Genomic DNA, 24,479 nt, shown 5'->3' with positions numbered 1-24,479 from the left:
CTCGACGGGCGACTCACCCCGCGCTCGCGACCGCGTTACGCAATGAGATCCCGCGAACATGACAAGGCGGTGCTACGCCGATGGACTTGATCATCAAGCCCTTAACTCTTTGCCTGCAGATTGGAGGTCTGCAACCGGGAGGCTGGGTCTTCCCATGGCCTGTCGCCAAAGCATGGTGCACCAATGCTTCGCCGCCTTCTTCTGCTTCTGCTCGACGTGGTGCTCTCGGCTGGCATCGTATTCCTCGTATCACTTGCCGAAGCAGCTCTGTTTGCGTCACTCCCGAACAGCCTCGTCTTCGTGGCGATGTTTGCATCGCCGCTTCTTTTGATTCCCCTCGGTCTGGCCTGCGCTCCCTTTTTGGCGATTCCGCTCTATGGGCTCGTAAAGGGCCGCTACGGCTTTCTGTTGGGTCCCATCGTCCTTGCCGGCGCCATTTATCTCCACTCCTCGTGGCGAGTGCAGCAAGATGAAGCTGCACTGGTCGAGATGGCTGTGCCGCGGCAGCAGCCCGACAAGCAGAACCACGCCCTTCTCGCGATCGAAAGCTCGAAGTCCTATGAGGACGCCAGCATTCGCGTGCTCGCCACGTCAGCTCACGAGGTGGCGTTGAAGTCCACCGGCTATGGCCGGATCGATTGGACGCTGTATCGGCCGGCGGATGGCGCGGCGTGTCTCGCACCGGAGAATGCCGTCCGCGCGCTCGACTTTCTCCGTCTCGGTTATCCAGGAAAGTGCGCCACGAAAAGTTCGGTCGTCGATTTCGATGATGGCCTCTTCCTTTCGGAGAGAAACCATGACGGCAGATATTGGCTGGCGGCGGACGACCTGCCGATCCGCTTCCACGGCTATGTCTACGAACTTCTGGAACGAAACTCCGGACATAGCCGCGTCCTGGCCCGACGGATCAAGGGGACCATGGACATGAAGTGGGTTCTTCCACTGGCCCTGTTCGAGAAGCGACCAACCCCTGTGGAGGCTGGTCCGCCGGTCGATGGCGAGGTGCTTCTGGCCGAGTCGATCGGTGTCAGTCGCGATGCCCTCCGACACCCGGTCGATCCGTTTCCCTACGACGAGGTCCTGATCGGGATTGAACAGTATTTCGGTCGACAGCAGTTGGTCGGCTCTGGCGCGAGTACGCTCGAAGCCATGGCCGTCGATCGCTGGAGGAATATCGCGCTTCTGGAATACACGCAATTTCCCGACCGCATCAAGGGGCGCATGCTCGGCCTGTTCGCGAGTCGCGATCCTCTCCGGGTCGCACTGGGTCTCAGCCTGTATCGCGCCGTAACGCCGCTTTCCGCTCCAGGCTGGGCTGGAGCCGACGAGCTCCTGTTCGACCTCATCGGTGTGCCGGTTTCGGGACACGCAGAGGCCGTGCTGCAAGGTCTCCTGGAGCGACAGTTCGCTCCGGAACGCAAAGACATTTCACCTGAGTTGAGGGCCAGCGCCAGGATGCGTTCCAACGACCCTGGCCTCAAATCTTGGCAGCGCGAGTTGTTGGCGAGGATCGGCGGCGCCTGATCCGCACGTGGCAGTCGTCGACGGCGATCAGCAATTATTGCCAAGTTTGGCGGACCTCACTGCGCGAGAGTCGAGATCGCACTGTCGAGGGACAATCTGATGCTAAAGCGTATCTGGTGCGGCTGGAGCACTCCCGCAAATGCCGATGCCTATGAGGACCTGCTGCGCGCGGCGATCTTTCCAGGGATCGAGGCCCGGAACATCGCGGGGTTTTTGAGCATCGAGCTGCTGCGCAGGCCGATCGACGGCGACGAGTTCGCGACGATCATGACGTTCGCCGATCAGGCGGCGGTGGTGTGCTTCGCCGGTCCGATGCATGAGACAGCCGTGGTGCCACCGGCAGCGCAACGGCTGCTCAGCCGCTATGACGGCCAAGCCGCGCATTATGAGCTAAGAGTCACGGGCCAGGCGCAAGCTCAGCATTCGGGGAGCGCATGAGCCCTCGCCGGCCGATGGCACTAGCGAGGCCTACCTGCAGCGCCGACCATCCCTGCGGCGGCAGCCTGGATTGCTTCGCTGCGCTCGCAATGACGGGTGGAGAGAGGCGTATGCTGTCACGACTGATGATGCGTGCCCAGGCACGGACGCGGCGGATGATGCCCAGGGATGCGATCGGCTTGCCCTTCAGAAGGGCAGCGCGGGCTCCATGACGCAGGGGGATGACGGCATCACGACATCGCTTCGTGCTTGGTAAGCAACATTGGCGGAACATGGTATTGACGCACCTACGCATGGGCAACTAAAGGCAATCGCTCCGAAAACTGGAGTACCGCGTGTGATCATCGCCTTTATCGTTGCCGCCTTCGCCTATCGCTTTGCCATGCTCGGCATCTCGATCCGCAACGAGAAGCGGCTGCGCGCCGAAGGCGCCGTCGAATACGGCGCGTCCGTGTCGCGCTGGCTGGCCATCGCCCATGTCGCTTTCTATCTCGCCGCCACGGCCGAGGGCCTCGTCCGGGATGCGCCGCTCGACGCCGTCAGCATCATCGGATTCATGATCTATCTGTTCGGCGCGGCGATGCTGCTTGTGGTGTCGCAGCTGCTCGGCCGCCTCTGGACCGTCAAGCTGATGCTCGCGCGCGACCACGCGCTGGTGACCCATCCGCTGTTCCGGATCGTGCGCCACCCGAACTACTTCCTCAACATCCTGCCCGAGCTGATCGGCTACGCGCTGACCCTGCACGCCTATCTCACGCTCGTGGCCGGCCTGATCATCTATGCCGTGCCACTGACCTTGCGGATCCGGCAGGAGGAGAAGATCATGCGGGAGCAATTTGCGGCCTACTGAGCGGAGGCAGCCGCTCCGCCAGTTCGCAGCGCGGACCGCAACTTTCACCAAGTCCGGCGCTCGAAGCCCGTGCAAGGGTTCGGTGATCATCATCGGACCCAAGGGAGCATCAGCGATGCTGAAGCGGATTTGGCGCGGCTGGACCAGGGCGGTGGATGCCGATGCCTATGAGGAGCTGCTGCGGTCGACGATCTTTCCAGCCATCGTCGATCGGGCAATCCAAGGATTTCTGGGCATTGAGCTGCTGCGCAGACCGTTGGAGGCCGAGGTCGAATTCGTGACGATCATGACCTTCGCCGATCAGGCGGCGGTGCTTCGCTTTGCGGGTCCAGCCCATGACACGGCGGTGGTTCCGCCCGCGGCGCGGAAGCTGCTCAGCCGCTACGACGGCCATGCCGCGCATTACGAGCTCCGGGCCACTCGCCACGCGCAAGGCCAGAGCTCCGCGACCGCATGAGAGCCCGAAGTCCGCCGATGACGCCGGCGAGGTCGGGTGACGGTGCCGACATGCGCCTCACGCCTGCAGGCTGGGCGCGACCTCGCGCGCCACCTGCACCAGGGCCGCGATCAGCGGCGTCATCGGGTCGCGCTGCGGGATGACGAGGCCGATCTGGTAGTTGATCACGGGATCGACGATCGGGATCGAGCGCACCTTGTCGGCGAGGCCGAGCGTCTCGGCAAGCTTGGCCGGCATCACGCTGGCCCAGCGGCCGGTCTTTACATGGGTGTAGAGCACGAGCAGCGAGTTCGAGGTGAGCGTCGGCGTGACGTCGTTGCCGGCGGCGCGCAGCGCGCGGTCGATGATGCGGCGGTTCTGCATGTCGGGCGTCAAGAGGCACAGCGGCACCTGCCCGACATCCTTCCAGGTCACCTGCTCGCGATCGCCGAACATGGCGTCAGGCGCCGTCAGCAGGCGGTAGCTCTCGTTGTAGAGCGGGATGGTTCTGACACGGCCGATCGGCTCGTTCTCGATGTAGGTCAGTCCGGCGTCGACCTCGAGGTTCTCCAGCAGTCCCAGCACGTCGGCCGAGGTGCACGACATGATGCGGAACCGGACCTCCGGATGCTTGGCGCGGAACGGCGTCGTCAGCGAGGCCACCATGCCGAGCACGGTCGGCACCGCCGCGATGCGGATCTCGCCGGACAGCTTGTCCTTGAGGCCGTTGATCTCCTGGCGCATCGCCCGGAAGTCGCCGACGATCCGGCGCGCCCAATCCAGCGTTCGCTCGCCTTCGGGCGTGAACCCCTGGAACCGCGAGCCCCGCTGCACCAGCATCACCCCGAGAATCTCCTCGAGCTGCTTGATGCTGGTCGACATGGTCGGCTGGGTGACGCCGCACGCCTCCGCCGCCCGGCCGAAATGACGCTCCTTGGCCAGCGCCAGCAGCAATTCGAGCTTGTCGATCAAGAGGGCGGCCTTCCAGCGGTTGAACGGCCCGGTTCCACGCGTTTTCGGCGGCTGCCGGCCAGGGTGAAACCTATCACGACGAGGGTGTCGCCGACACGGTAAAACGCGGCCGCAAGCCGGTCGCGCGAAGGCCCGTTTTTCGTCAACTTCTAGCTATCTCTCGATTGCGTTTCGCTATCGCAGCACGGGACTGCTTTATTGATATCTTGAGCAATTCCAATTTGGATGTGCGAAACGCTTGCAACGCAGAATCGGGATCAGGATGACGCCGGTGTACGAAAGTTGGGACGCGGCGCGCGGCGCCGAGATCATCGCCGAACATAGCAAGATGGAGGGAGCAACCTTGCCCATCCTCCATGCGTTGCAGGAGACGTTCGGCCACGTGCCGGAGGATGCCATTCCGATGATCGCATCCGCTTTGAACCTCTCGCGCGCCGAGGTTTACGGCGTGTTCACGTTCTACCATGATTTCCGGGCCAAGAAGGCCGGTCGTCACGTGCTCAAGCTGTGCCGCGCCGAGGCCTGCCAGGCCGCTGGCGGCGACGCGCTCGCGGCCCGCGCCGAGGCCAAGCTCGGGATCGCGATGGGCAACACCACGGCCGACGAGCGCGTCACGCTCGAGCCGATCTACTGCCTCGGCCTGTGCGCCACCGCGCCATCGGCGATGATCGACGGCCGGCTGGTCGGCCGGCTCGACGAAGCCCGGATCGATGCTCTCGTCTCGGAGGCCCAGCGATGAGCATGCGTCTTTTTGTCCCGTGTGATGCCGGCGCACTCGCCGTCGGCGCCGATGAGGTCGCCCACGCGCTGCACAAGGCGGCGCTGGAGCGGAAGGTCGATATCGAGATCGTGCGCAACGGCTCGCGTGGGTTGTACTGGCTGGAGCCGCTGGTCGAATTGGAGACGGCGCAGGGCCGGTTCGGCTTCGGACCGGTGACAGCAGACGACGTGCCGTCGCTGCTCGACGCTGTTATCGCCGACAAGTCGCACAAGCTCTCGCTCGGCCTGACCGAGGAGATCCCGTGGCTGAAGCGGCAGACCCGCCTCACCTTCGCCCGCTGCGGCATCGTCGATCCGCTGTCGCTCGACGACTACCGCGCCCATGGCGGCTACAAGGGCCTGACGCGCGCCCTGTCGCTGACGCCTGACGCCGTGATTGCCGAGGTCACCACCTCCGGCCTGCGCGGCCGCGGCGGCGCCGGCTTCCCGACCGGCATCAAGTGGAAGACGGTGGCGCAGACGGCAGCCGACCGCAAATACGTCATCTGCAACGCCGACGAAGGCGACAGCGGCACCTTCGCCGACCGCATGCTGATGGAAGGCGACCCCTTCGTCCTGATCGAAGGCATGACGATCTGCGGCATCGCGGTGGGCGCCACCAAGGGCTACATCTACACGCGTTCGGAATATCCGCACGCGATCGCGACCATGGCCAAGGCGATCGACATCGCCAGGAAGGCGGGCCTGCTCGGCGACAAGATCGCGGGCTCGAACTATACGTTCGAGCTGGAGGTCCGCACCGGCGCCGGCGCCTATGTCTGTGGCGAAGAGACCGCGCTGATGGAGAGCCTCGAGGGCAAGCGCGGCATCGTGCGCGCCAAGCCGCCGCTGCCCGCCCATCATGGTTTGTTCGGCAAGCCGACCGTGGTCAACAACCTGCTGTCGTTCGCCGCGATCCCGTTCATCCTCGACGAGGGCGCCAAGGCCTATGCCGATTTCGGCATGGGACGCTCGCGCGGCACGATGCCGATCCAGATCGCCGGCAACGTCAAGTTCGGCGGCCTGTTCGAGACCGCATTCGGCATCACGCTGGGCGAACTGGTCGACGACATCGGCGGCGGCACCTTCACCGGCCGTCCCGTTCGTGCGGTGCAGGTCGGCGGTCCGCTCGGCGCCTACTTCCCACGCGCCCTGTTCGACACGCCGTTCGACTACGAGGCGTTCACCGCCAAGGACGGCCTGATCGGCCATGGCGGCATCGTCGTGTTCGACGACACCGTCGACATGTCGAAGCAGGCGCGCTTCGCGATGGAGTTCTGCGCCATCGAATCCTGCGGCAAGTGCACGCCCTGCCGCATCGGCTCGACGCGCGGCGCCGAGACCATCGACAAGATCCGCCGCGGCGAGCGCGTCGCCGAGAACATCGCCCTGGTCGAGGACCTCTGCGGCACTATGAAGCTCGGATCGCTCTGTGCACTCGGCGGCTTCACGCCCTACCCTGTGCTCTCGGCGCTGAAGCACTTCCGCGAAGATTTCGGCCCCCAGCAGCCGCGCCTGCAGGCTGCGGAATAAGATATCGGGAACAAGGACACCGACCATGTCGCTCATCCACGAAACCGATTACGGCACGCCGCTCTCCAAGTCCGAAAAGATGGTCACGCTCACCATCGACGGCCAGAGCATCACCGTTCCCGAGGGCACCTCGATCATGCGCGCGGCCATGGAGGCCGGCACGCAGATCCCGAAGCTGTGCGCGACCGACATGGTCGACGCGTTCGGCTCGTGCCGCCTCTGCCTCGTCGAGGTCGAGGGCCGCGCCGGCACGCCGGCCTCGTGCACCACGCCGGTGGCCGCGGGCCTCGTCGTGCACACCCAGACCGAGCGGCTGAAGAAGCTGCGCAAGGGCGTGATGGAGCTTTACATCTCCGACCATCCGCTCGACTGTCTGACCTGCGCCGCCAATGGCGATTGTGAGCTGCAGGACATGGCCGGCGCGGTCGGCCTGCGTGACGTGCGCTACGGCAACCAGGGTGAGAACCACGTGTTCGCCGACGCCTGCGGCGAGGCCAATCCGGCCTGGCTGCCGAAGGACGAGTCCAACCCCTATTTCACCTACGATCCCTCCAAGTGCATCGTCTGCTCGCGCTGCGTCCGCGCCTGCGAGGAGGTCCAGGGCACGTTCGCGCTGACCATCTCGGGCCGCGGCTTCGACAGCCGGGTGTCGCCCGGCATGAGCGAGAGCTTCCTCGGCTCGGAATGCGTCTCCTGCGGCGCCTGCGTGCAGGCCTGCCCGACCGCGACCCTGACCGAGAAGAGCGTGATCGAGATCGGCCAGCCCGAGCACTCGGCCGTCACCACCTGCGCCTATTGCGGCGTCGGCTGCACCTTCAAGGCCGAGATGCGCGGGGAGGAAGTGGTGCGCATGATGCCGTACAAGGACGGCAAGGCCAATCGCGGCCATTCCTGCGTCAAGGGCCGCTTCGCCTGGGGCTATGCGACCCACAAGGAGCGCATCCTCAAGCCGATGATCCGCGAGAGCATCGACCAGCCCTGGCGCGAGGTCTCCTATGACGAGGCGTTCAAATTCGCCGCCGACAAGATGCGTGGCATCCAGGCGAAGTATGGCCGCGACTCGATCGGCGGCATCACCTCGTCACGCTGCACCAACGAAGAGACCTATCTGGTGCAGAAGCTGATCCGCGCCGGCTTCGGCAACAACAACGTCGACACCTGCGCCCGCGTCTGCCATTCGCCGACCGGCTACGGCCTTGCCACCACCTTCGGCACCTCGGCCGGCACGCAGGACTTCGACTCGGTCGAGGACAGCGACGTCATCATGGTGATCGGCGCCAACCCGACCGACGCGCATCCGGTGTTCGGCTCGCGCATGAAGAAGCGGCTGCGCCAGGGCGCCAAGCTGATCGTTGTCGATCCGCGCAAGATCGATCTCGTGAAGTCGGCGCATGTCGCGGCGGACTACCATCTGCCGCTGCTGCCCGGCACCAACGTCGCGATCCTAACCGCGATGGCGCATGTCATCGTCACCGAGGGCCTCGTCAACGAGACCTTCGTGCGCGAGCGCTGCGACTGGAGCGAATTCCAGGATTGGGCCGAGTTCGTCGCGCTGGAGAAGAACAGCCCCGAAGCGGTCGCAAAGATCTCCGGTGTCGATGCGGAAGCGATCCGCGGCGCCGCCCGGCTCTACGCCACCGGCGGCAACGGCGCGATCTATTACGGCCTGGGCGTCACCGAGCACAGCCAGGGCTCGACCACGGTGATCGCGATCGCCAACCTCGCAATGGCGACCGGCAATATCGGCCGCCGCGGCGTCGGCGTGAACCCGCTGCGCGGCCAGAACAACGTGCAGGGCTCCTGCGACATGGGCTCGTTCCCGCACGAGCTGCCGGGCTACCGGCATATTGCGGGCGACGCGGTGCGCGAGCAGTTCGAGGCGATGTGGAACGTCAAGCTCAACCCCGAGCCGGGCCTGCGCATCCCCAACATGTTCGACTCGGCGATCGAAGGCACCTTCATGGGCCTCTATGTGCAGGGCGAGGACATCCTGCAGTCCGATCCGAACACCACGCATGTGGTGCAGGCGCTGTCGTCGATGGAATGCGTCATCGTGCAGGACCTGTTCCTGAACGAGACCGCCAACTACGCCCACGTGTTCCTGCCCGGCTCGACCTTCCTGGAGAAGGACGGCACCTTCACCAATGCCGAGCGCCGCATCCAGCGCGTGCGCAAGGTGATGACGCCGCGCAATGGCATGGCCGACTGGGAGGTCACGATCGGCCTCGCCAAGGCGATGGGCTTCGAGATGACGTACAACCACCCGTCCGAGATCATGGACGAGATCGCGGCGCTGACGCCGACCTTCACCGGCGTCTCCTACCAGAAGCTCGAGGAGATGGGCTCGGTGCAGTGGCCCTGCAACGAGAAGTATCCCGAGGGCTCGCCGATCATGCATGTCGACGGCTTCGTCCGCGGCAAGGGCAAGTTCGTGGTCACCGAATATGTCGCGACCGACGAGCGCACCGGCCCGCGCTTCCCGCTGCTACTCACCACGGGGCGCATCCTGTCGCAGTACAATGTCGGCGCCCAGACGCGGCGCACCGACAACGTGGTGTGGCATGGCGAGGACGTGCTGGAGATCCATCCGCACGATGCCGAGCAGCGCGGCATTCGCGACGGCGACTGGGTGCGGCTGACGAGCCGCGCCGGCGAGACCACCTTGCATGCGCTGATCTCGGAGCGCGTGGCGCCGGGCGTGGTCTACACCACGTTCCACCATCCGCTGACCCAGGCCAACGTCATCACCACCGATTACTCGGACTGGGCGACCAATTGTCCGGAGTACAAGGTCACGGCGGTGCAGGTGTCGCAGTCCAACGGTCCGTCGGACTGGCAAAAGGCTTATGACGAGCAGGCCCGCAACTCGCGCCGCATCGCCCCGGTCGTGGAGGCGGCGGAGTAGCATGACCGATGCAGTGCGCATCGCGGATCGTCTGGTCTGGCGCGACGGAGCCCTCACCGAGGGCCACCGCCGCGTGCCGGAGGAGACTGCGGTCGCGCTGACCTACAATGGCGGCACCCAGGCCGTCATGATGGCGACGCCGCAGGACCTCCGCGACTTCGCCATCGGCTTCAGCCTGAACGAAGGTCTGGTCACGAGCCGCGACGACATCATCTCGCTGGACGTCGTCGAGCTGGATGACGGCATCGAACTCAGGATGTGGCTGCCCGACGCTCTCGCCGAACGCCTGGCCGAGCGCCGCCGCAACATCGCCGGCCCCACCGGCTGCGGCCTGTGCGGCATCGATTCCATCAGCGAAGCGGTCCGGCCGGCAGCGCATGTCCCCGACGGCCGGCGTTTCACGCCGCGCGACGTCATGGCGGCCCTGGCGGCGATCGAGCCGCTGCAGAAGCTCAACCACGAGACCCGCGCGGTGCACGCCGCCGCCTTCTGGACGCCGGCGCGCGGCATCGTCGCGCTCCGCGAGGATGTCGGCCGCCACAACGCCCTCGACAAGCTCGCCGGCCACCTCGCGCAAGCGCGCTGTGCGGCGAGCGAGGGCCTCGTGATCCTGACGAGCCGCGTCTCGGTCGAGCTGGTGCAGAAGGCGGCTGCCATGGGCGCACCCATCATGGTCGCGGTGTCAGCGCCGACCGCGCTCGCCATTCGCATGGCGGACGCCGCGGGCATCACGCTCATTGCCGTGGCCCGCAACGACGGCTTCGAAATCTTCACCCATCCCGACCGGATCGTCGCGGGCGCCGAGACCGGCGCGCGACCAACACAGACGGACAACACCCATGTCGCATAACCCCTCCGAGCGCCTCGTCTACATGGCCAACCAGATCGGCAAGTTCTTCCAGAGCCAGGGCCGGGAGAAAGAGGTCGCCGGCGTCGCCGAGCACATCAAGAAGTTCTGGGACCCGCGCATGCTCAAGACGATCTATGCGCACCACGATGCCGGCGGCGCCGGCCTCGACCCGGCGGTGAAGGAAGCGATCGGCCGGCTGAAGCAGGCGGCGGTCGCCAAGGAAAAGGCATAGGCGGCCGTCCGACCGCGCTCCCGGTCAGGTCATCCCTCCACGAGTGCCGTGAACACGCGCCGCACCTCGGTCTGAGTCTCGCGCAACCGCGCCTCGAGCGCCGAGAAATCCGGCGCGTCGCCTGCGCGGGCCATCACCCGCAGCAGGTCCTCGCCGGCCTGATCCGGCCTGAACTTGTCGCTGACGCACAGCCGCACGATCTGCGTCAGATCGTGATACAGCCGCGCAGCCTGGCGCAGGATCACGGCTTCGGCACGCGGCAGCACGCCGAGCCGCTCGGCATTGTCGAGCACCGCGAGCGTGCTGACGTCGAGGATCTCCGGCGTCGTCGCCGCATGCACGAGCTGCAGATATTGCGCGACGAAGTCGATGTCGACCATGCCGCCGGCGGCATGCTTGAGGTCCCACAGATCCGCCTCGCCCTTCTCGGCCGCGATCGCGCGGCGCATGTCGGCGACATCGCGCGCGATCGCGCTCCTGTCGCGCACCCGCCGCAGCGCAGCCTGGATGATTTCCTCGATCCGAACCCGAAACGCCGGCGAAGCCGAGATCACCCGCGCCCGCGTCAGCGCCATGTGCTCCCAGGTCCACGCCTCCTGCTCCTGATAATGCGCAAAGGAGTCGATGTGCGAGGCCAGCGGGCCGGCGCGGCCCGACGGCCGCAGCCGCATGTCGATGTCGTAGAGCACGCCGTAATTGGTGCGCGAGGTGAAGGCTGAGATCAGCCGCTGAGTGAAGCGCGCGAAGTAGTGGGCGCCCTGCAGCGAGCGCTCGCCGTCGGAATCCGGGGCATCGCCGTCGAAATCATAGAGCAGGATCAGGTCGAGATCGGACGAGGCCGTCATCTCGCGGGCCCCGAGCCGTCCCATCGCGACGATCGCGGTCTCCTGGCCCTTGATGCGGCCGTGCTGGGCGGCGAAGCGCTCGGTCACGAGATCATGCACGGTGTGCACGATGCCCTCGGCGACGTCGGCGAACGCGGTGCCGGCCTGCTGCGCCGACACCGTGCCGGAGAGGATGCGCGTGCCGATCAGGAACAGGCTTTCCTGGCCGAACAGCCGGAGGCGATCGAGAAACTCCTCATAGGTCCCGGCATCCTGTAGCGTCGAGGCCAGCCGCTCCGACAATTCGCGCCGGTCCGGGATGGCGCCGAAGAAGCGCGGATCGATCAGGCCGTCCATCAGCCGCGGCTGCCGCGCCAGCATGTCGCCGAGCCGCGGCGCAGCGCCGAGCACGAGCGCGACGAGCGCAACGAGATCACGGTTCTGCCCGAGCAGCGTGATCAGGCGGCCGCCGAGCTGCAGCGCCTGCAGGAAGCGGTCGAAGGCCACGACGGCGCGATCCGGCTCGTCGGCATGGGCGAGACCATCGATCAGCGCGGGCAGGAAATCGGTGAACGCCGTGCGCGTCGCATCAGCACGGAACACGCGGTACTCGCCCGCCAGCCATTGCTGCAGGGTCTTGGCGACCATCACCGGATCGCGGAAGCCCAATCCGGCAAGATGCTCCATCAGGCGCGGCTCGTCGGGACCGGCGCCGTAGTTCACCGCGGGCAGGCTGACGGTGCCGGTCGGATCGCCCTCGAACAGCCTGGCGTAGTGCCCCTGCACGATGTCGAGATGGAACAGCAGATCGGCCGCGAACCGCTCGCGGCTCTCATAGCCGAAGAAGCATGCGAATCGGCTCACGCCCTCGACATCGTCGGGCAGGCTGTGGATCTGCTCGTCCGCCATCATCTGCAGCCGGTGCTCGACCCGGCGCAGGAACTCATAGGCCGTGGTGAGCTCGTCGCGCGCCTGCTCCGTGATCCAGTTGCTGGCCGTGAGCACGTCGAGCGCCTGGAGCGTCGGGCGCACGCGCAGCTCGGGATGACGGCCGCCGGCGATCAGCTGCTGCGTCTGGGCGAAGAACTCGATCTCGCGGATGCCGCCGCGCCCGACCTTGACGTTGTGGCCTTCGACCGCGATCTCGCTGTGGCCGCGATAGACCTGCATCTGCCGCTTCATGTCGTGGACGTCGGTCAGCGCCTGGAAGTCGAGATGCTTGCGCCAGACGAACGGCGACAGCTCCGCCAGCATCGCCTCGCCCGCGACGACGTCGCCGGCACAGACCCGCGCCTTGATCATCGCGGCGCGTTCCCAGGTGCGGCCCTCGCGCTCGTAGTAATGCAAGGCCGCCTCGGTCGACATCGCCACCTGCGTCGAGGCCGGATCCGGCCGCAGCCGCAGATCGACGCGGAACACGTAGCCGTCGGCGGTGCGGCTCTGCAGCAGCCGCGCCATCGCCTGCGTGACACGGACGAAGAACGGCTGCGGCTCGATGTCGCGCGCCAGCGAATTGACCTCGGGATCGAAGAACACGATCAGGTCGATGTCACTCGAATAGTTGAGCTCGCCCGCGCCCATCTTGCCCATCGCGAGCACGAACAGGCCGCTGCCCTGCTCCGGATCGTCGGCATCGACGGGCGCGAGCCGGCCGCGCACCGTCTCCAGGCGCAACAGGTACCGCAGCGCCATCTGCACCGAGGACACCGCGACGTCGGTCAGCCCCGCCGTCACCTGCATCACCGGCCAGACGCCGCCGATGTCGCACAGCGCGATCAAGAGCGCCGCCTCGGATTTCAGCCGGCGCAAAAGGCTCATCACCTCGGCTTCGCTGGAAGCGGCAAACACCTCGCGGCCGGTGCGGGCGATCAGCTCGGCGAGATGCGCCTGCGGCTCGCAGCGCAAGAGACGGTCGAGGCGATGGCCGTCGGCGCGGACGAGATCGAACAGATAGGGCGAGCTGTCGGCAATCCCGAGCAGGATGGTGCGGGCCCAGCCGCCGGCGAGCAGCGGGCGGAGCGAGGCGGCCAAGGACGGCTCGAGCTCGGCGAGCCACTCGTTGAGACGGAGTTCGGCTTTGTCGGGCGCACGGACATGTGGGCCGGCAACGAAACGTTCGGCCAGCATCTGCCCGTCCGCGTTTCCCGGCGCGGATGAGGTCATGCGGCCTTCTGTGGCACATCCTGCGCCGGCGCCGCAAGCTTCGCGGGCTGGCCTGCGCCGGCCGGCAGCACCAGGGTCGCGACCAGGCCCGGCCTGGCATCGCCGAGCCGGAGCTCGCCGCCATGCAGGGTCGCCACCGCGGCGGCGAGGCTGAGGCCGAGGCCCGACCCCGGCAAGGTGCGGGACGCCTCCAGCCGCACGAAACGCTCGACCGCGTGCTTGCGCTCGGCCTCGGGAATGCCCTCGCCATGATCGGTGACGCTGAGCAATACCTGTCCGCCCTCGCGCCGCGCCTCGATCAGGATCTCGCGGCTGGCAGCCGCGGCGGCGGGATCGAGCGGCAGCGCGGCCGGCTTGCCGTATTTGATCGCGTTCTCGACGAGATTGGCGAGCGCCTGGCTGATCAGCTCGCGATTGCCATGCACCGGCGCGGCCGCGGCCTTGACCCGCAAGGTCATCTCATTATCCTCGGCCAGCGGCTCGTACAATTCGTGGATGCCGCCGGCGACCTCGGCCGCATCGAACTCGACCATATCGCCGCGCGCCTGCCCGGACTCCGCCCGCGCGATCATCAAGAGCGCGTTGAAGGTGCGGATCAGGCCGTCGGATTCCTCGATCGTGCGCTCCAGCGCCGCGCGATATTCGTCCTCGGAGCGCGACTTCGCCAGCGCCTCCTCGGCGCGGTTGCGCAGCCGCGTCAGCGGCGTCTTGAGATCATGCGCGATGTTGTCGGAGACCTCCTTGAGGCCGGTCATCAGCGCCTCGATGCGCTCCAGCATGGCGTTGAGATTCTCCGCCAGGCGATCGAGCTCGTCGCCGCTGCGCCCGACCGGCAGCCGGCCGGAGAGATCGCCATCCATGATCCGCCGCGTCGTGCCGGTCATCGCGTCGATCCGGTACAGCACGCGCCGCGCGACAAAGATGCCGCCGCCGATGCCGAGCACCACCACGACCAGCACCGACCATTGCGCCGCCTTGGCGACGATGCCGAACAGGCGGCGGCGCTCCTCGAGATCGCGGCCGATCAAAAGCCGAAAACCGCTGGAGAGCTGGGTGACATAGACCAGCGCGCGGTGGCTGTGCTCGGTGCTGTCGTCGAGCCGCCGGTAGAACGTCTCCGACCAGCCGGACGAGCCCATCACGCCCGGCGCCAGCGAGCCGACATTGCCGGCGATCGCCTGCCCGCTCGGCGTGGTGATGAGATAGAGATTGGCGCCCGGCCGCAGCGCGCGGCTCTCGATCGCGCCGACGATTCCGCGCAGGCCCCAGCGGGCGAAGATGTCGGTCATCTCGCTGATCTCGGAGGTGACCGTGGTCGAGATCTGCTCGGTGATGAGGCGGCGGGTGTTCCAGGCGAAATAGCCGAGCAGCGAGGCGGCGAACAGCGCAAACAACAGCAGATAGACCAGCGTCAGCCGGAATGCCGTGGTGCGGATCAGCTTACCGAAGGCCGTCACGGATCATGTACCCCGCGCCGCGGATGGTGTGGAGCAGCGGACGGTCGAACCCCTTGTCGATCTTGGAGCGCAGCCGCGAGATGTGGACGTCGATCACGTTGGTCTGCGGATCGAAGTGATAGTCCCAGACGTTCTCCAGCAGCATCGTGCGCGTCACCACCTGGCCCGCATGCTTCATGAGATATTCGAGCAGCCGGAACTCGCGCGGCTGCAACGTCAATTCATCCTTGCCGCGCGCCACCCGATGCGACAGCCGGTCGAGCTCGAGGTCGCCGACCTTATAGGTGGTCTCCTCGGCCGGGCCGCCATGGCGGCGCGACAGCACCTCGACGCGGGCCAGCAGCTCGGCAAAGGCGTAGGGTTTCGGCAGATAATCGTCGCCGCCGGCGCGCAGGCCCTTGATGCGGTCGTCGACCTGGCCGAGCGCCGACAGGATCAGCACCGGCGTCCGGTTGCCCTTGTCGCGCAGCGCGCCGATCAGCGACAGGCCGTCGCGCTTGGGCAGCATGCGGTCGACCACCAGCACGTCGTAATCCCCGCTCTCGGCCATGGCGAGCCCCTCCTCGCCGTCGCTGGCGAGGTCTGCGACATGTCCGACCTCGCGGAACGCCTTGACCAGATAGTCGGCGGACTCGCGGTCGTCTTCGATGATCAGGAGGCGCATTGCGGAAACGGGGGCGGCGGTCACGGTTCGATGTCCATCTACATGGACCGGCCGCCGTTTCCGTGCAAGGCGGCATGGGCCCGGGGTTGATCGGCAGCAAAGTGGGCGGTGAGGCTGGGGGACCTCACCGCCCGAGTTCCTTCCGACGGAGGGGGGCATTATCCAACGGAAGGTTTGCGGGAGCGGAACTTGAAGCCCGCCCCCAGGAAGAGCCGCCGGTGCGGGGGCACATGCCGGCGGTCTCCCATCTCGTGAGGGCCTTAGCCCTCCCTTAGCCCTTGGCCAGCGGCACCGCGACGAAGCGCGACTGGCCGCCGCTCTTCACACGCATCAGCACGCTGTTCTTGTTGTCGGCCTTGGCGCCGTTGATCGCCTCGCGCACGTCACCCGCCGAGGTCACCGACTTGCCGGCCACCTCGAGGATCACGTCGCCTTCCTTGAAGCCGCGATCGGCGGCCGCGCTCTTCGGATCGACCTCGGTGACGACGACGCCTTCCTTGCCGGCGCCGGCGACGCTCGACGCGGGCGCCACGGTCATGCCGAGCTTCGGCACGTCGGCGCCGCGGGTCGGGCTCGCATTGTCGCCGCCGGTGTCGGCCTTGGCCTCGATGGTGTTCGGCAGCTTGCCGAGCGTCAGGTTGATGGTCTTGTCCTCGCCCTTGTGCAGGACGTTGAGCTTGACCGAGGCGCCCGGCGCGATGCCGCCGATGGTGCGGGCGAGCTCACGCGCGTCCTTCACCGGCTCGCCGTTCACAGCGGTGATGACGTCGCCGGACTGGATGCCCGCCTTCGCCGCCGGGCCGTTGGCCTGGGGCTCGGCGACCAGCGCGCCCTCGGCCTTCTTCATGCCGAGGCTGTCGGCGATGTCCTGCGTCACCGGCTGGATCTGCACGCCGATCCAGCCGCGGCTGACCGAGCCGTTGTCCTTGAGCTGCGCCACCACGCTCTTCACCGTCGAGGCGGGGATCGAGAACGCGATGCCGACGCTGCCGCCGGAGGGCGAGTAGATCGCGGTGTTGACGCCGACGACATTGCCGTCGACATCGAACGCCGGACCGCCGGAATTGCCCTTGTTCACGGGCGCGTCGATCTGGATGAAATCGTCATACGGGCCGTTGCCGATGTCGCGGCCGACCGCCGAGACGATGCCCGCCGTCACCGTGCCGCCGAGGCCGAACGGATTGCCGACCGCCAGCACCCAGTCGCCGATACGCGGCTTGCCGTCGGCGAGCTTGGCGAACGAGAAATTCGAGCCGCCCTCGACCTTGATCAGCGCGAGATCCGTGCGCGGGTCGGTGCCGATCACCTTGGCGCTGTAGGTCTTGCCGTCGTCGGTCGTCACCTCGACCTTGTTGGCGCTGTCGACCACGTGGTTGTTGGTCACGGCATAGCCGTCGGCGGAGATGAAGAAGCCGGAGCCCTGCCCGGTCACGGCGCGACCGCCACCACGGCCGCCGCGGCCCGGCATGCCGGGAATGCCGTTCTCACCGCCGAAGCGGCGGAAGAAGCGTTCCATCGGCGAGCCCGGCTGGAACGGCAGATCCTCGTCGCTGTCGTCCTTCGACACCTTCTCGGCGATGTTGACCTTGACCGAAATCACCGACGGCTTCACCCGCTCCACGATGTCGGCAAAGCCGATCGGGCGCGCGACCTTGCTGACCTCGTTGGCGACCTGCGCATGCGCCGAGGTCGAGAACAGGTCGAGCGGCGCCCCCTGCGGCGACAGGCCGTAGGCGGCAACACCGAGGCCCGCGACCACGGAGGCCATCAGCGCGAACTTGCGCGCCGAGAACAGCCCGCGCCGGGGCTTCTGATAGGATGGAAGCGAGGACAGGTCGGTCGGACGTTCGGTCATACGGTTTTCTCCGGAAGTGATTTTGGTCAAGGTCAAAACGTGTGTCCCGGGCTGTGCGCCCCGTTCGCCAGTGAAGATGGGACTTGCCGCCTTACGGCGTGCTGGCTGCGGCGTTAAACTTCTGTAATGGATGGACACACAGACTGCGGCGGAATGGCGCGGATGCTGGAACGAGACGGAAAAGCCTTGCGAGACCAGGCGCTTGCCCACGCCCCGGCCGCCCCGCGACGGCCATCATTTCGGCCGGTCCGACCAAAGTCGTAACCCCCGTAGGGCGGGTTAGCCGCAGGCGTAACCCGCCGCCTTTCCCACAGCCCCCGATCCAGCCGCCGCACATCCGCCCACACTGGAGCCAGCCCCGGCGGATGACGCTTTCGCTCATCCGCCCCAACCCGTCCGGTGCGCTCGCAATGACGCCGGAGCAACTATCCTGATCCACACGAACAAACAGCATGTGGAGAAAACGAACCGCGCGTCGAGCCTCCACATCCTCGCGACGCATCCCGCGCCCGAGCTATGCCCTTCAAACTCGCACCCTCACGTAGAGGGCACAGGGAAGGCCGGGCGCTGGCCGCGCCCGTGGCCCGCCTGCGTCAAAAAATGCAGGCGGCAGGTACCACAGGTCTGGCCGAACACGCCCGGCCCTCCCTGTGCGATGGTGTTAACGCTTATACGTGATCTCCCCGGGGACCGGCTCATTGACCCCGTCGCCGGCGGATCATCACCACCGGCTTGGCCTCAGCACCGGGAGGCCAGGACCACACGATTTCACGTCCGCAGTCCGCCGTTTCGTCGGCGAGGCCAAAGCCCCGCTGCGGCAGCCCGCATCCATCGCATTCCATCCCGACGTCCGTGACGATCGCGATACGCCCCCTCGGTGGAACGGAACGGGTGGAGCATAAGGGTGATTTGGGGGTGGAAGCAAGAGGATTTTTGTTTTTCGGAATTCTTCGTCTGACTTTCGCAAGTCCGGGTTATTTGGGCGACGGACAAGAAATTCCGGTGGCTGGCCAGCTCGACATAACAGCGCTATGGCAAACTGACCTTTGCGGCACTTGATTAGGGGCTTGGCTTCCGACACGAGATCGTCAGGAAAAAGGGAACAGATCTTCCTTCCGCCGACAACTTTGACAAGCTGGAATCATCGCTTGGCTCAACAAGATTATTTATGTTGAACCCTGCTCTGAGCAGCATCCGCATATAGCTTCCCATCGTTCTGTGATAGTTTCGGCAAGGAACTCCAAGCCACTCGAACTCCCTTGGTCCCTCTAAGAAATAGTCCTTCACTCGCCAAATAACATCGCCCTCCAATCCAGCGGGATTAGACGTTCTAATTGGATGACGCACTGAAAATACCAGCAAACCTCCACGGCGGAGCCAACTAAAGCATCGTTCGAGCAAGCCTTCTAAATTCTCAACGAAATGAAAACTTAGACACGCCACAATCAGATCTACGGAATCCGGAGCCACAGATAGCGCTTCAAAAGTGGATTCCATCCACGAGATTTTGCTTCCAGAATACAATTTGCGTGCTTGGGCAAGCATCTCAACACTAGCGTCAACGGCGACCACGTCATAGCCTAGCTTCTCCGCCAGCATAAATGAGGACTGCCCAAGGCCGCACCCAAGATCTAGCGCTTTCAAGCCCAACCCGACTGGCACTTCCGCCAAAACGCAAGGCAAATCCAGATGGTCATTGAGATTACCTTCCTTCATCCTTGCTTCTGCAAATTGTCTCCACAGAAGTTCGGCTTTCGGATCAGTCATTAGTCGTCTTTCAGTTTCACATGGCGAATTTCTATACAGAACTGGCACGTAAGATCTTGGAGCTATCGCAGAAGCCGATGTCTCCCAAGGAGATCTTCGATGCGGCCCAAAAGGCCGGAATGATCCCTAAAAGGTACGCAAACGCCAAGACGCCCCATAAGACGATACACGCTCGCCTCGCAGAATCGATTCGGAGCGACGGATTAAAGTCACCTTTCTACAGATTTGCTGCTGGAAAGTTTGGACTGAGATCGAACTTGATAAACCTCGACTATCAACGGCAGTTTGCAAAGGAGTACAGGGCGACAATACGAAGAAAGGAGATATTAAACGAAGATGTTCTTTGTATTAGGCGCGGAGAACTCCCAATCGACTCTCTTGACGGCTTCTTCTCTGTGGAAATGTACGAGCGAATAATTGCTGAAAATCCCGACTTGCTGCATGTCGCAAGGAAGCAGGCAGAAAAAGATTTTACTCTAAAGCAGATTGTGACCTATGTCGCGATCATACGCGACGAGAGCGTACTCTGCTACGAAAGAGGGCTATACTCAGCAACTGGCACAGAATTAATCGGAAGAAAGAGCATCGGATTCGGCGGCCATGTCGATGCACAGGACCTGAATCTTTTCAGTGAAGACCGTAACGGAATACTTTCTAATGCTTGGCGAGAACTCGGCGAAGAACTAAACTTAAACGAGCGCGACGTGCTCGGGCAAGGCCCGCAAGTAGTCGGATTGATAAACGACAACACTACGCGAGAGGGACAAAAGCATCTCGCGGTCGCAATGATTGTGCGATGCAAAACCCCAGACAATCTCACAAAAGGCGAGCTAGAGATCCGAAATCTTCATTGGAAATCGTTGAGAGCCCTCCCAAACGATCTGGCTCATTTCGAAGTCTGGTCACGAATATTCTTTGAGTATATTTTCCGCCACCTTGATCGGCTATTAAATGCGTATCGATAAGCCCGTATATTGCTTTCAGATCAATCGGGAAATATTCAAATTTCTCGGCCTTCCAATTAAAGCGGAATTTCACAGCACTTTTCTGCGCGCGAACGTCCTTTCTACTACAAGGCCGTTATATGCTGGTCACGCGCAAGTCGTGGAGTGTTTTCACGATGCACCACTCCTAATTCAAGAGATCCGAGAATTGGTAGAGCATCAGCTCTTTGTAGCTTTATCTCGGCATCGAATTCTATCTGATTTCTTAGATGCCCGCAGACGAATGTACGAATGGGACAAGCTTTCATATCCAATGTACTTCGAAAACAACCTACCAGATTTCAGGGGCTTTCCAACGACGGATGTCGGTGACCCATCCACAACATCAATACTGAGAAAAACATTCTCAACACTGTACAAGGACGAAGCACCAAAGTTTGAAAACCGATTGTCGCTTGAAGAAAAGCGAATACTCCTCAAGGCAGCAACAAGGATTCGAAAATTTGTATCTTCCGAGGACGGCGCGCTGACGCCGGCGTTCTTTCGCCGGATACCAAGCATTGGTGTCGCCGCCGATTCTCTATTATCCAAGCTCCTCCCCTCACAGTTTACCGACATCTACATCGACGTCTTCGAGGGATTTACACCTACGGGATTCCCGGGACTCTCACAATTTGAAGACACCCGCTCTTTTCCATTTCTCGACTTCAACGCCCTGTTGAGCTTGCTGGAAAAACTAAATCTTAGAAGATTGTTATTTGACAATACGAGTGACGGATTTCGTCGCTTTCTAACGTTCCGACTCAATAATAACTTTTCTGAGTTTGTTCGAGCTAAAGATCGCCTTCTATCGATACTCAAATATTCAATTAATGAAAGAACGCCTCACTCGGCAGGAATCATTGCTGATCTACGCGAGCTACGGATCCGGGCGTTAGACGAAAATGCCGAGCCCGTTAGCGCTGCCGCCGAGATTTATCGAGCTTCGGAAGAATTGGGAAAAAAAGTAGCGGGAGGACTGACAATGCCTGATGCTCTCTCATGGCAAGGACAATATCTCCTTGTGACGGCAACAGACCTAGAAGACCGTGTGCTGCAAAGTGCAATGGATGCACGCGGGTTCAGCCCGCCGGAGGTAGTCAACGAGGAACGTTTTTCGTACTTGGTGCGCTTTCGATCAGATGTTGGCCGCGTGTTCCACGTCCGCACTTCCGCAGGGAGCGGCGGAGCATCGGGCGCCTTTATAATGGGAAAGAACGCGATAGACTGCCTCAAACCGAAATTCGTTATTGCCGTCGGAATTTGCTTCGGACTAAAGGAGAAAAAGCAACATCTATGTGACGTAGTAGTCTCTGAACTGATATACGACTATGAAAGCCAACGTGTCTCGAAGCAAAAGCCAGAAAATAGAGGAGCCAAACGTGAGGGTAGCCCGCAACTACTGAGTCGGGCACGAGCCAACCTCATAATTTGGAAGAAGGCGAATGTACACGTGGGCACTGTCCTTTCGGGAGAAAAGCTGGTCGACGACTCTGAATTCAGAGAGACGCTACTCAAAATTCATCCATCAGCAGTAGCTGGAGAAATGGAAGCTTGGGGACTCTCGGCGGTATGTCACGAGTCGCAGAGGCAATTCCTGATGGTAAAAGGAATTTGCGACTGGGGAATGAACAAAGACAAGGACTATCAAGAACAAGCTGCTAGGAATGCTTGCGACTTCGTTTTAGAGTCGTTGGTTGTTGGATAGCGCATTGGACGCCGTAGCCCTGACAAGCGCAGCCGTATCCGGGGTCGTCTCTATGGCCCGTGTGGTCCCGAATGTCGCTGCGCTCATCCGGAATAAACAGACGGCGCGCCCGACCGGCAGTGCGTTGGGCGGCTTGGCCGGAGGCTTAAGCCGCCGCTCGTCTCAGCCGGGGATGGCGGATTACGCTGCGCTAATCCGCCCTATGCATCGGTGATCGGGGCAACGCCCCACCCCATCACGCCGCCTGCAACGACCCCAAAAACCTGCTCACCTCGCGCTTCAATCGCCCGCTCTCCGCCGACAGCGATCGCGCCGCCGCCAGCACCTGAGCCGACGCGGACCCCGTCTCCGACGCCCCCCGCTGAACGTCGTCGATGTTGCGCGACACGCGTTGGGTGCCGTTGGCGGCGTGCTGGACGTTGCGGGAAATCTCTTGCGTCGCGGCGCCCTGCTCTTCGACCGCCGCGGAGACGGCGGCGGAGATTTCGGAGAGGCGGCCGATGGTGCTGCCGATCTCCTTGATCGAGCCGACCGACTCCTCGGTGGCGGCCTGGATGCCGGAGACCTGCTGGGCGATCTCGCCGGTGGCCTTGGCGGTCTGCTCGGCCAGCGCCTTGACCTCGGCGGCGACCACCGCGAAGCCGCGGCCGGCCTCGCCCGCGCGCGCCGCCTCGATGGTGGCGTTGAGCGCCAGCAGATTGGTCTGGCCGGCGATGCTCGAGATCAGCTCGAGCACGTCGCCGATGCGGGTGGCGGCCTTCGACAGGGTACCGACGCGCTCATTGGTGCGGTTGGCCTGCGCCACCGCTTCGCTGGCAATGCGCGCGGATTCCTGCACCTGGCGGGAGATCTCGCTGACCGAGGACGACAGCTCCTCGGCGGCGGAGGCCACCGTCTGCACGTTGGACGACGCCTCCTGCGAGGCGGCGGCGACGTCGGCCGACAGGTCCTGGCCGCGCGCGGCGGTGCTGGTGAGCGTGCCGGCGGAGGCTTCGAGCTCGCTCGAGGCATGCGACACCGCATCGACGATCTCGCCGACCGCCTGCTCGAACTGGCGGGCGAGCTTCGCCATGTCGTCCCGGCGCTGCTGCTCCTGCCGCGCTTCGGCGTCCGCATGCTCCGCGCGCAGACGCTCGGTCTCGGCCATGTTGTCCTTGAACACCTGGATCGCCGTCGCCATGGCGCCGATCTCGTCGCGGGCGCCGCGGCCGGGGATCTCGACGGCGACGTCGCCGCTCGCGAGCCGTCCCATCGCCCGCGTCATCGACGCCAGCGGGCCTGTGATGCTGCGCGCGATCAGGAATGCGACGAGGCAGCCGAACAGGATGGCGGCGGCGCCGACCTGCGTCTGCAGCGAGATCGTGCTGGCGATGGCGCCCTCGGCCGATGTGCGCGAGGCGTGATAGTCGGCATTCACGGCGGTCTCGGCGGCCTTGAGCGTGTCGATGCTCCTGGCGATCAGCGGCTCGATCGCGTTGGCGTAGATGTCCTCGGACTTCAGCGCCGCGGCGGCGGTGGCCTCGAACGCGGTCTTGTTGAGCGCCAGCGAGGCCTTCACCGGCGCGATCGCGGCCAGCACGCCCGCCGGCGGCGACGCGCCCTCCAGCGTGGCGAGCCGCTGCTCGACATTGTCGACGCCGGCGCGGAAGGCGGACGCCGACTTGGTGTCGCGCAGCGCCAGGAAGCGCCAGGTCGCGATGCGGACGAGCTGCAGGCGGGCGTCGATGTCCGCGACCGCGGTCATCACCTCCGGCTCCTTGCTGATGCGCGCCGCGATCGACAGCTTGGCGGCCTTGGCGGCGAGGTCCTCGCCGCCCGGCAGCAGCGCGGCGCGGCCGGACTTCACCTGCTTGACGGCCTCGCCGAGCGCATCGCGCTGGCTCTTCATCTGCGCGATTTCGCTGGTGAGATCGCCATAGAGCTTGCGCTGCTCCGCCGACAGCGGACCGGCGGTGGCCGCCTGGAGCAGCGCGGTCGCCGCCGCCTCGCGCTCGGCCGCCTCCTTGAGCGCCGGCTCGTTGGCGTCGTGGATGTAGCGCAGGTTGGCGCGCTGGATCGCCTGCAGATGGTTGGAGACCTGCAGGATGCGCGCGGTCGCGTCCGACAGCGCCGACATGCTCGCGACCTGGTCGCGCACCGCCCACAGATTCCACACCGCCACGGCTGCCATGACAGCACCGGCGACGATGAGCGCCGCAAAGCCGGCGTAGAGACGCCCCCTGATCTTCAAGCTCATCATGTCCTCGTCCGCTCCCCCAAGAGCGGCAGGCGGGCGAACTGACGTCGCCACACGCCTGCCCCGCAGCCGCGGCCGCCTGGCTGGCGACTCACAGCTGTGCTGTATGCACGATGGGGGATGTTTACTAATAGCGGGTTAGAGGTGCCGCGTCGGGCGAGCCGTTGGTCTGACGATGGTCTCGCTTCTCGTCGACGGCAATCCCCGCCGTCATTCCGGGGCGCGCGACAGCGCGAGCCCGGAATCCATAACCACGGCTGTCAGCGTTGGAGCGAGATGTCGCGACAGCTCGTCGCCATCATGACCGCTTGTGGTTATGGATT

18 protein-coding genes are annotated in these 24,479 nt (G+C 64.4%); 11 read left to right on the top strand and 7 right to left on the bottom strand.

Going from position 1 to position 24,479, the window contains the following annotated elements:
* Positions 1-183: 183 nt before the first annotated feature.
* The 4 genes from ACQR1H_RS14830 to ACQR1H_RS14815 all read left to right on the top strand — a co-directional run bounded on the left by ACQR1H_RS14830 (position 184) and on the right by ACQR1H_RS14815 (position 3,269).
* Positions 184-1,524 carry a hypothetical protein gene (locus ACQR1H_RS14830; RefSeq protein WP_434864283.1) on the top strand — a complete coding sequence of 447 codons (1,341 nt, stop codon included), beginning with the start codon at positions 184-186 and terminating at the stop codon, positions 1,522-1,524.
* A gap of 99 nt (positions 1,525-1,623) precedes the next feature.
* Positions 1,624-1,962 (top strand): antibiotic biosynthesis monooxygenase, encoded by a 339-nt coding sequence (locus tag ACQR1H_RS14825; protein ID WP_434864282.1) that lies wholly within the window; start codon positions 1,624-1,626, stop codon positions 1,960-1,962.
* Between the two features lie 337 nt (positions 1,963-2,299).
* Positions 2,300-2,812: an isoprenylcysteine carboxyl methyltransferase family protein gene (locus ACQR1H_RS14820; protein ID WP_434864281.1), complete on the top strand. Its 513-nt coding sequence runs from the start codon at positions 2,300-2,302 to the stop codon at positions 2,810-2,812.
* A gap of 115 nt (positions 2,813-2,927) precedes the next feature.
* A complete protein-coding gene (locus tag ACQR1H_RS14815) occupies positions 2,928-3,269 on the top strand; it encodes an antibiotic biosynthesis monooxygenase (protein WP_434864280.1) in 342 nt (113 codons plus the stop codon).
* A 57-nt stretch (positions 3,270-3,326) separates the two neighbouring features.
* Here ACQR1H_RS14815 and ACQR1H_RS14810 read toward each other — a convergent pair whose 3' ends face one another.
* The gene (locus tag ACQR1H_RS14810) at positions 3,327-4,220 is read right to left on the bottom strand and encodes a LysR family transcriptional regulator (RefSeq protein WP_316238669.1); all 894 of its coding nucleotides are present in this window, start codon (positions 4,218-4,220) and stop codon (positions 3,327-3,329) included.
* A gap of 262 nt (positions 4,221-4,482) precedes the next feature.
* Between ACQR1H_RS14810 and ACQR1H_RS14805 the strand changes: the two genes are divergently transcribed.
* Genes ACQR1H_RS14805 through ACQR1H_RS14785 form a run of 5 tightly spaced genes read left to right on the top strand, consistent with a single transcriptional unit; the run spans position 4,483 to position 10,499 of the window.
* Entirely contained in the window at positions 4,483-4,959 is a 477-nt protein-coding gene (locus ACQR1H_RS14805) for a formate dehydrogenase subunit gamma (protein WP_316238745.1), read from the top strand.
* The gene (locus ACQR1H_RS14800; RefSeq protein ID WP_316238670.1) at positions 4,956-6,512 is read left to right on the top strand and encodes a formate dehydrogenase beta subunit; all 1,557 of its coding nucleotides are present in this window, start codon (positions 4,956-4,958) and stop codon (positions 6,510-6,512) included. The genes ACQR1H_RS14805 and ACQR1H_RS14800 overlap by 4 nt, the downstream gene beginning before the upstream one ends.
* Positions 6,513-6,537: 25 nt before the next feature.
* Positions 6,538-9,417 (top strand): formate dehydrogenase subunit alpha, encoded by a 2,880-nt coding sequence (fdhF, locus tag ACQR1H_RS14795; protein ID WP_316182737.1) that lies wholly within the window; start codon positions 6,538-6,540, stop codon positions 9,415-9,417.
* 1 nt (position 9,418) lies between these two features.
* Complete coding sequence (gene fdhD / locus ACQR1H_RS14790; protein WP_315805077.1) at positions 9,419-10,267, top strand: formate dehydrogenase accessory sulfurtransferase FdhD; 849 nt, start codon at positions 9,419-9,421, stop codon at positions 10,265-10,267.
* The gene (locus ACQR1H_RS14785) at positions 10,257-10,499 is read left to right on the top strand and encodes a formate dehydrogenase subunit delta (RefSeq protein WP_315805076.1); all 243 of its coding nucleotides are present in this window, start codon (positions 10,257-10,259) and stop codon (positions 10,497-10,499) included. The genes fdhD and ACQR1H_RS14785 overlap by 11 nt, the downstream gene beginning before the upstream one ends.
* Before the next feature lie 29 nt (positions 10,500-10,528).
* Here ACQR1H_RS14785 and ACQR1H_RS14780 read toward each other — a convergent pair whose 3' ends face one another.
* The 5 genes from ACQR1H_RS14780 to ACQR1H_RS14760 all read right to left on the bottom strand — a co-directional run bounded on the left by ACQR1H_RS14780 (position 10,529) and on the right by ACQR1H_RS14760 (position 19,229).
* Positions 10,529-13,486 (bottom strand): bifunctional [glutamine synthetase] adenylyltransferase/[glutamine synthetase]-adenylyl-L-tyrosine phosphorylase, encoded by a 2,958-nt coding sequence (locus ACQR1H_RS14780; protein WP_316238671.1) that lies wholly within the window; start codon positions 13,484-13,486, stop codon positions 10,529-10,531.
* Positions 13,483-14,943 (bottom strand): sensor histidine kinase, encoded by a 1,461-nt coding sequence (locus ACQR1H_RS14775; protein ID WP_434889215.1) that lies wholly within the window; start codon positions 14,941-14,943, stop codon positions 13,483-13,485. Before ACQR1H_RS14775 ends, ACQR1H_RS14780 begins: the two co-directional genes overlap by 4 nt.
* Positions 14,927-15,607 (bottom strand): response regulator transcription factor, encoded by a 681-nt coding sequence (locus tag ACQR1H_RS14770; protein ID WP_315726077.1) that lies wholly within the window; start codon positions 15,605-15,607, stop codon positions 14,927-14,929. Before ACQR1H_RS14770 ends, ACQR1H_RS14775 begins: the two co-directional genes overlap by 17 nt.
* Before the next feature lie 271 nt (positions 15,608-15,878).
* Complete coding sequence (locus ACQR1H_RS14765; RefSeq protein ID WP_434907740.1) at positions 15,879-17,462, bottom strand: Do family serine endopeptidase; 1,584 nt, start codon at positions 17,460-17,462, stop codon at positions 15,879-15,881.
* A 1,059-nt stretch (positions 17,463-18,521) separates the two neighbouring features.
* Positions 18,522-19,229 carry a class I SAM-dependent methyltransferase gene (locus tag ACQR1H_RS14760; protein WP_434907739.1) on the bottom strand — a complete coding sequence of 236 codons (708 nt, stop codon included), beginning with the start codon at positions 19,227-19,229 and terminating at the stop codon, positions 18,522-18,524.
* A 20-nt stretch (positions 19,230-19,249) separates the two neighbouring features.
* On the opposite strand from ACQR1H_RS14760, the gene ACQR1H_RS14755 reads away from it, so the two are divergent.
* Both ACQR1H_RS14755 and ACQR1H_RS14750 read left to right on the top strand, forming a co-directional pair.
* Positions 19,250-20,194: an HTH domain-containing protein gene (locus tag ACQR1H_RS14755; protein WP_434907738.1), complete on the top strand. Its 945-nt coding sequence runs from the start codon at positions 19,250-19,252 to the stop codon at positions 20,192-20,194.
* Positions 20,181-21,920 (top strand): hypothetical protein, encoded by a 1,740-nt coding sequence (locus tag ACQR1H_RS14750; RefSeq protein ID WP_434907737.1) that lies wholly within the window; start codon positions 20,181-20,183, stop codon positions 21,918-21,920. Before ACQR1H_RS14755 ends, ACQR1H_RS14750 begins: the two co-directional genes overlap by 14 nt.
* Positions 21,921-22,155: 235 nt before the next feature.
* Here the strand turns inward: ACQR1H_RS14750 and ACQR1H_RS14745 are convergent, their stop codons facing one another.
* Entirely contained in the window at positions 22,156-24,159 is a 2,004-nt protein-coding gene (locus ACQR1H_RS14745; protein ID WP_434907736.1) for a methyl-accepting chemotaxis protein, read from the bottom strand.
* Positions 24,160-24,479: the final 320 nt, after the last annotated feature.

Origin of the sequence: Bradyrhizobium sp. HKCCYLRH2015 (genome assembly GCF_051168215.1) — a bacterium.
Lineage (GTDB): Bacteria > Pseudomonadota > Alphaproteobacteria > Rhizobiales > Xanthobacteraceae > Bradyrhizobium.
Note: the sequence above shows the minus strand (reverse complement) of the source record. Positions and strands in the feature narration are given on the sequence as shown.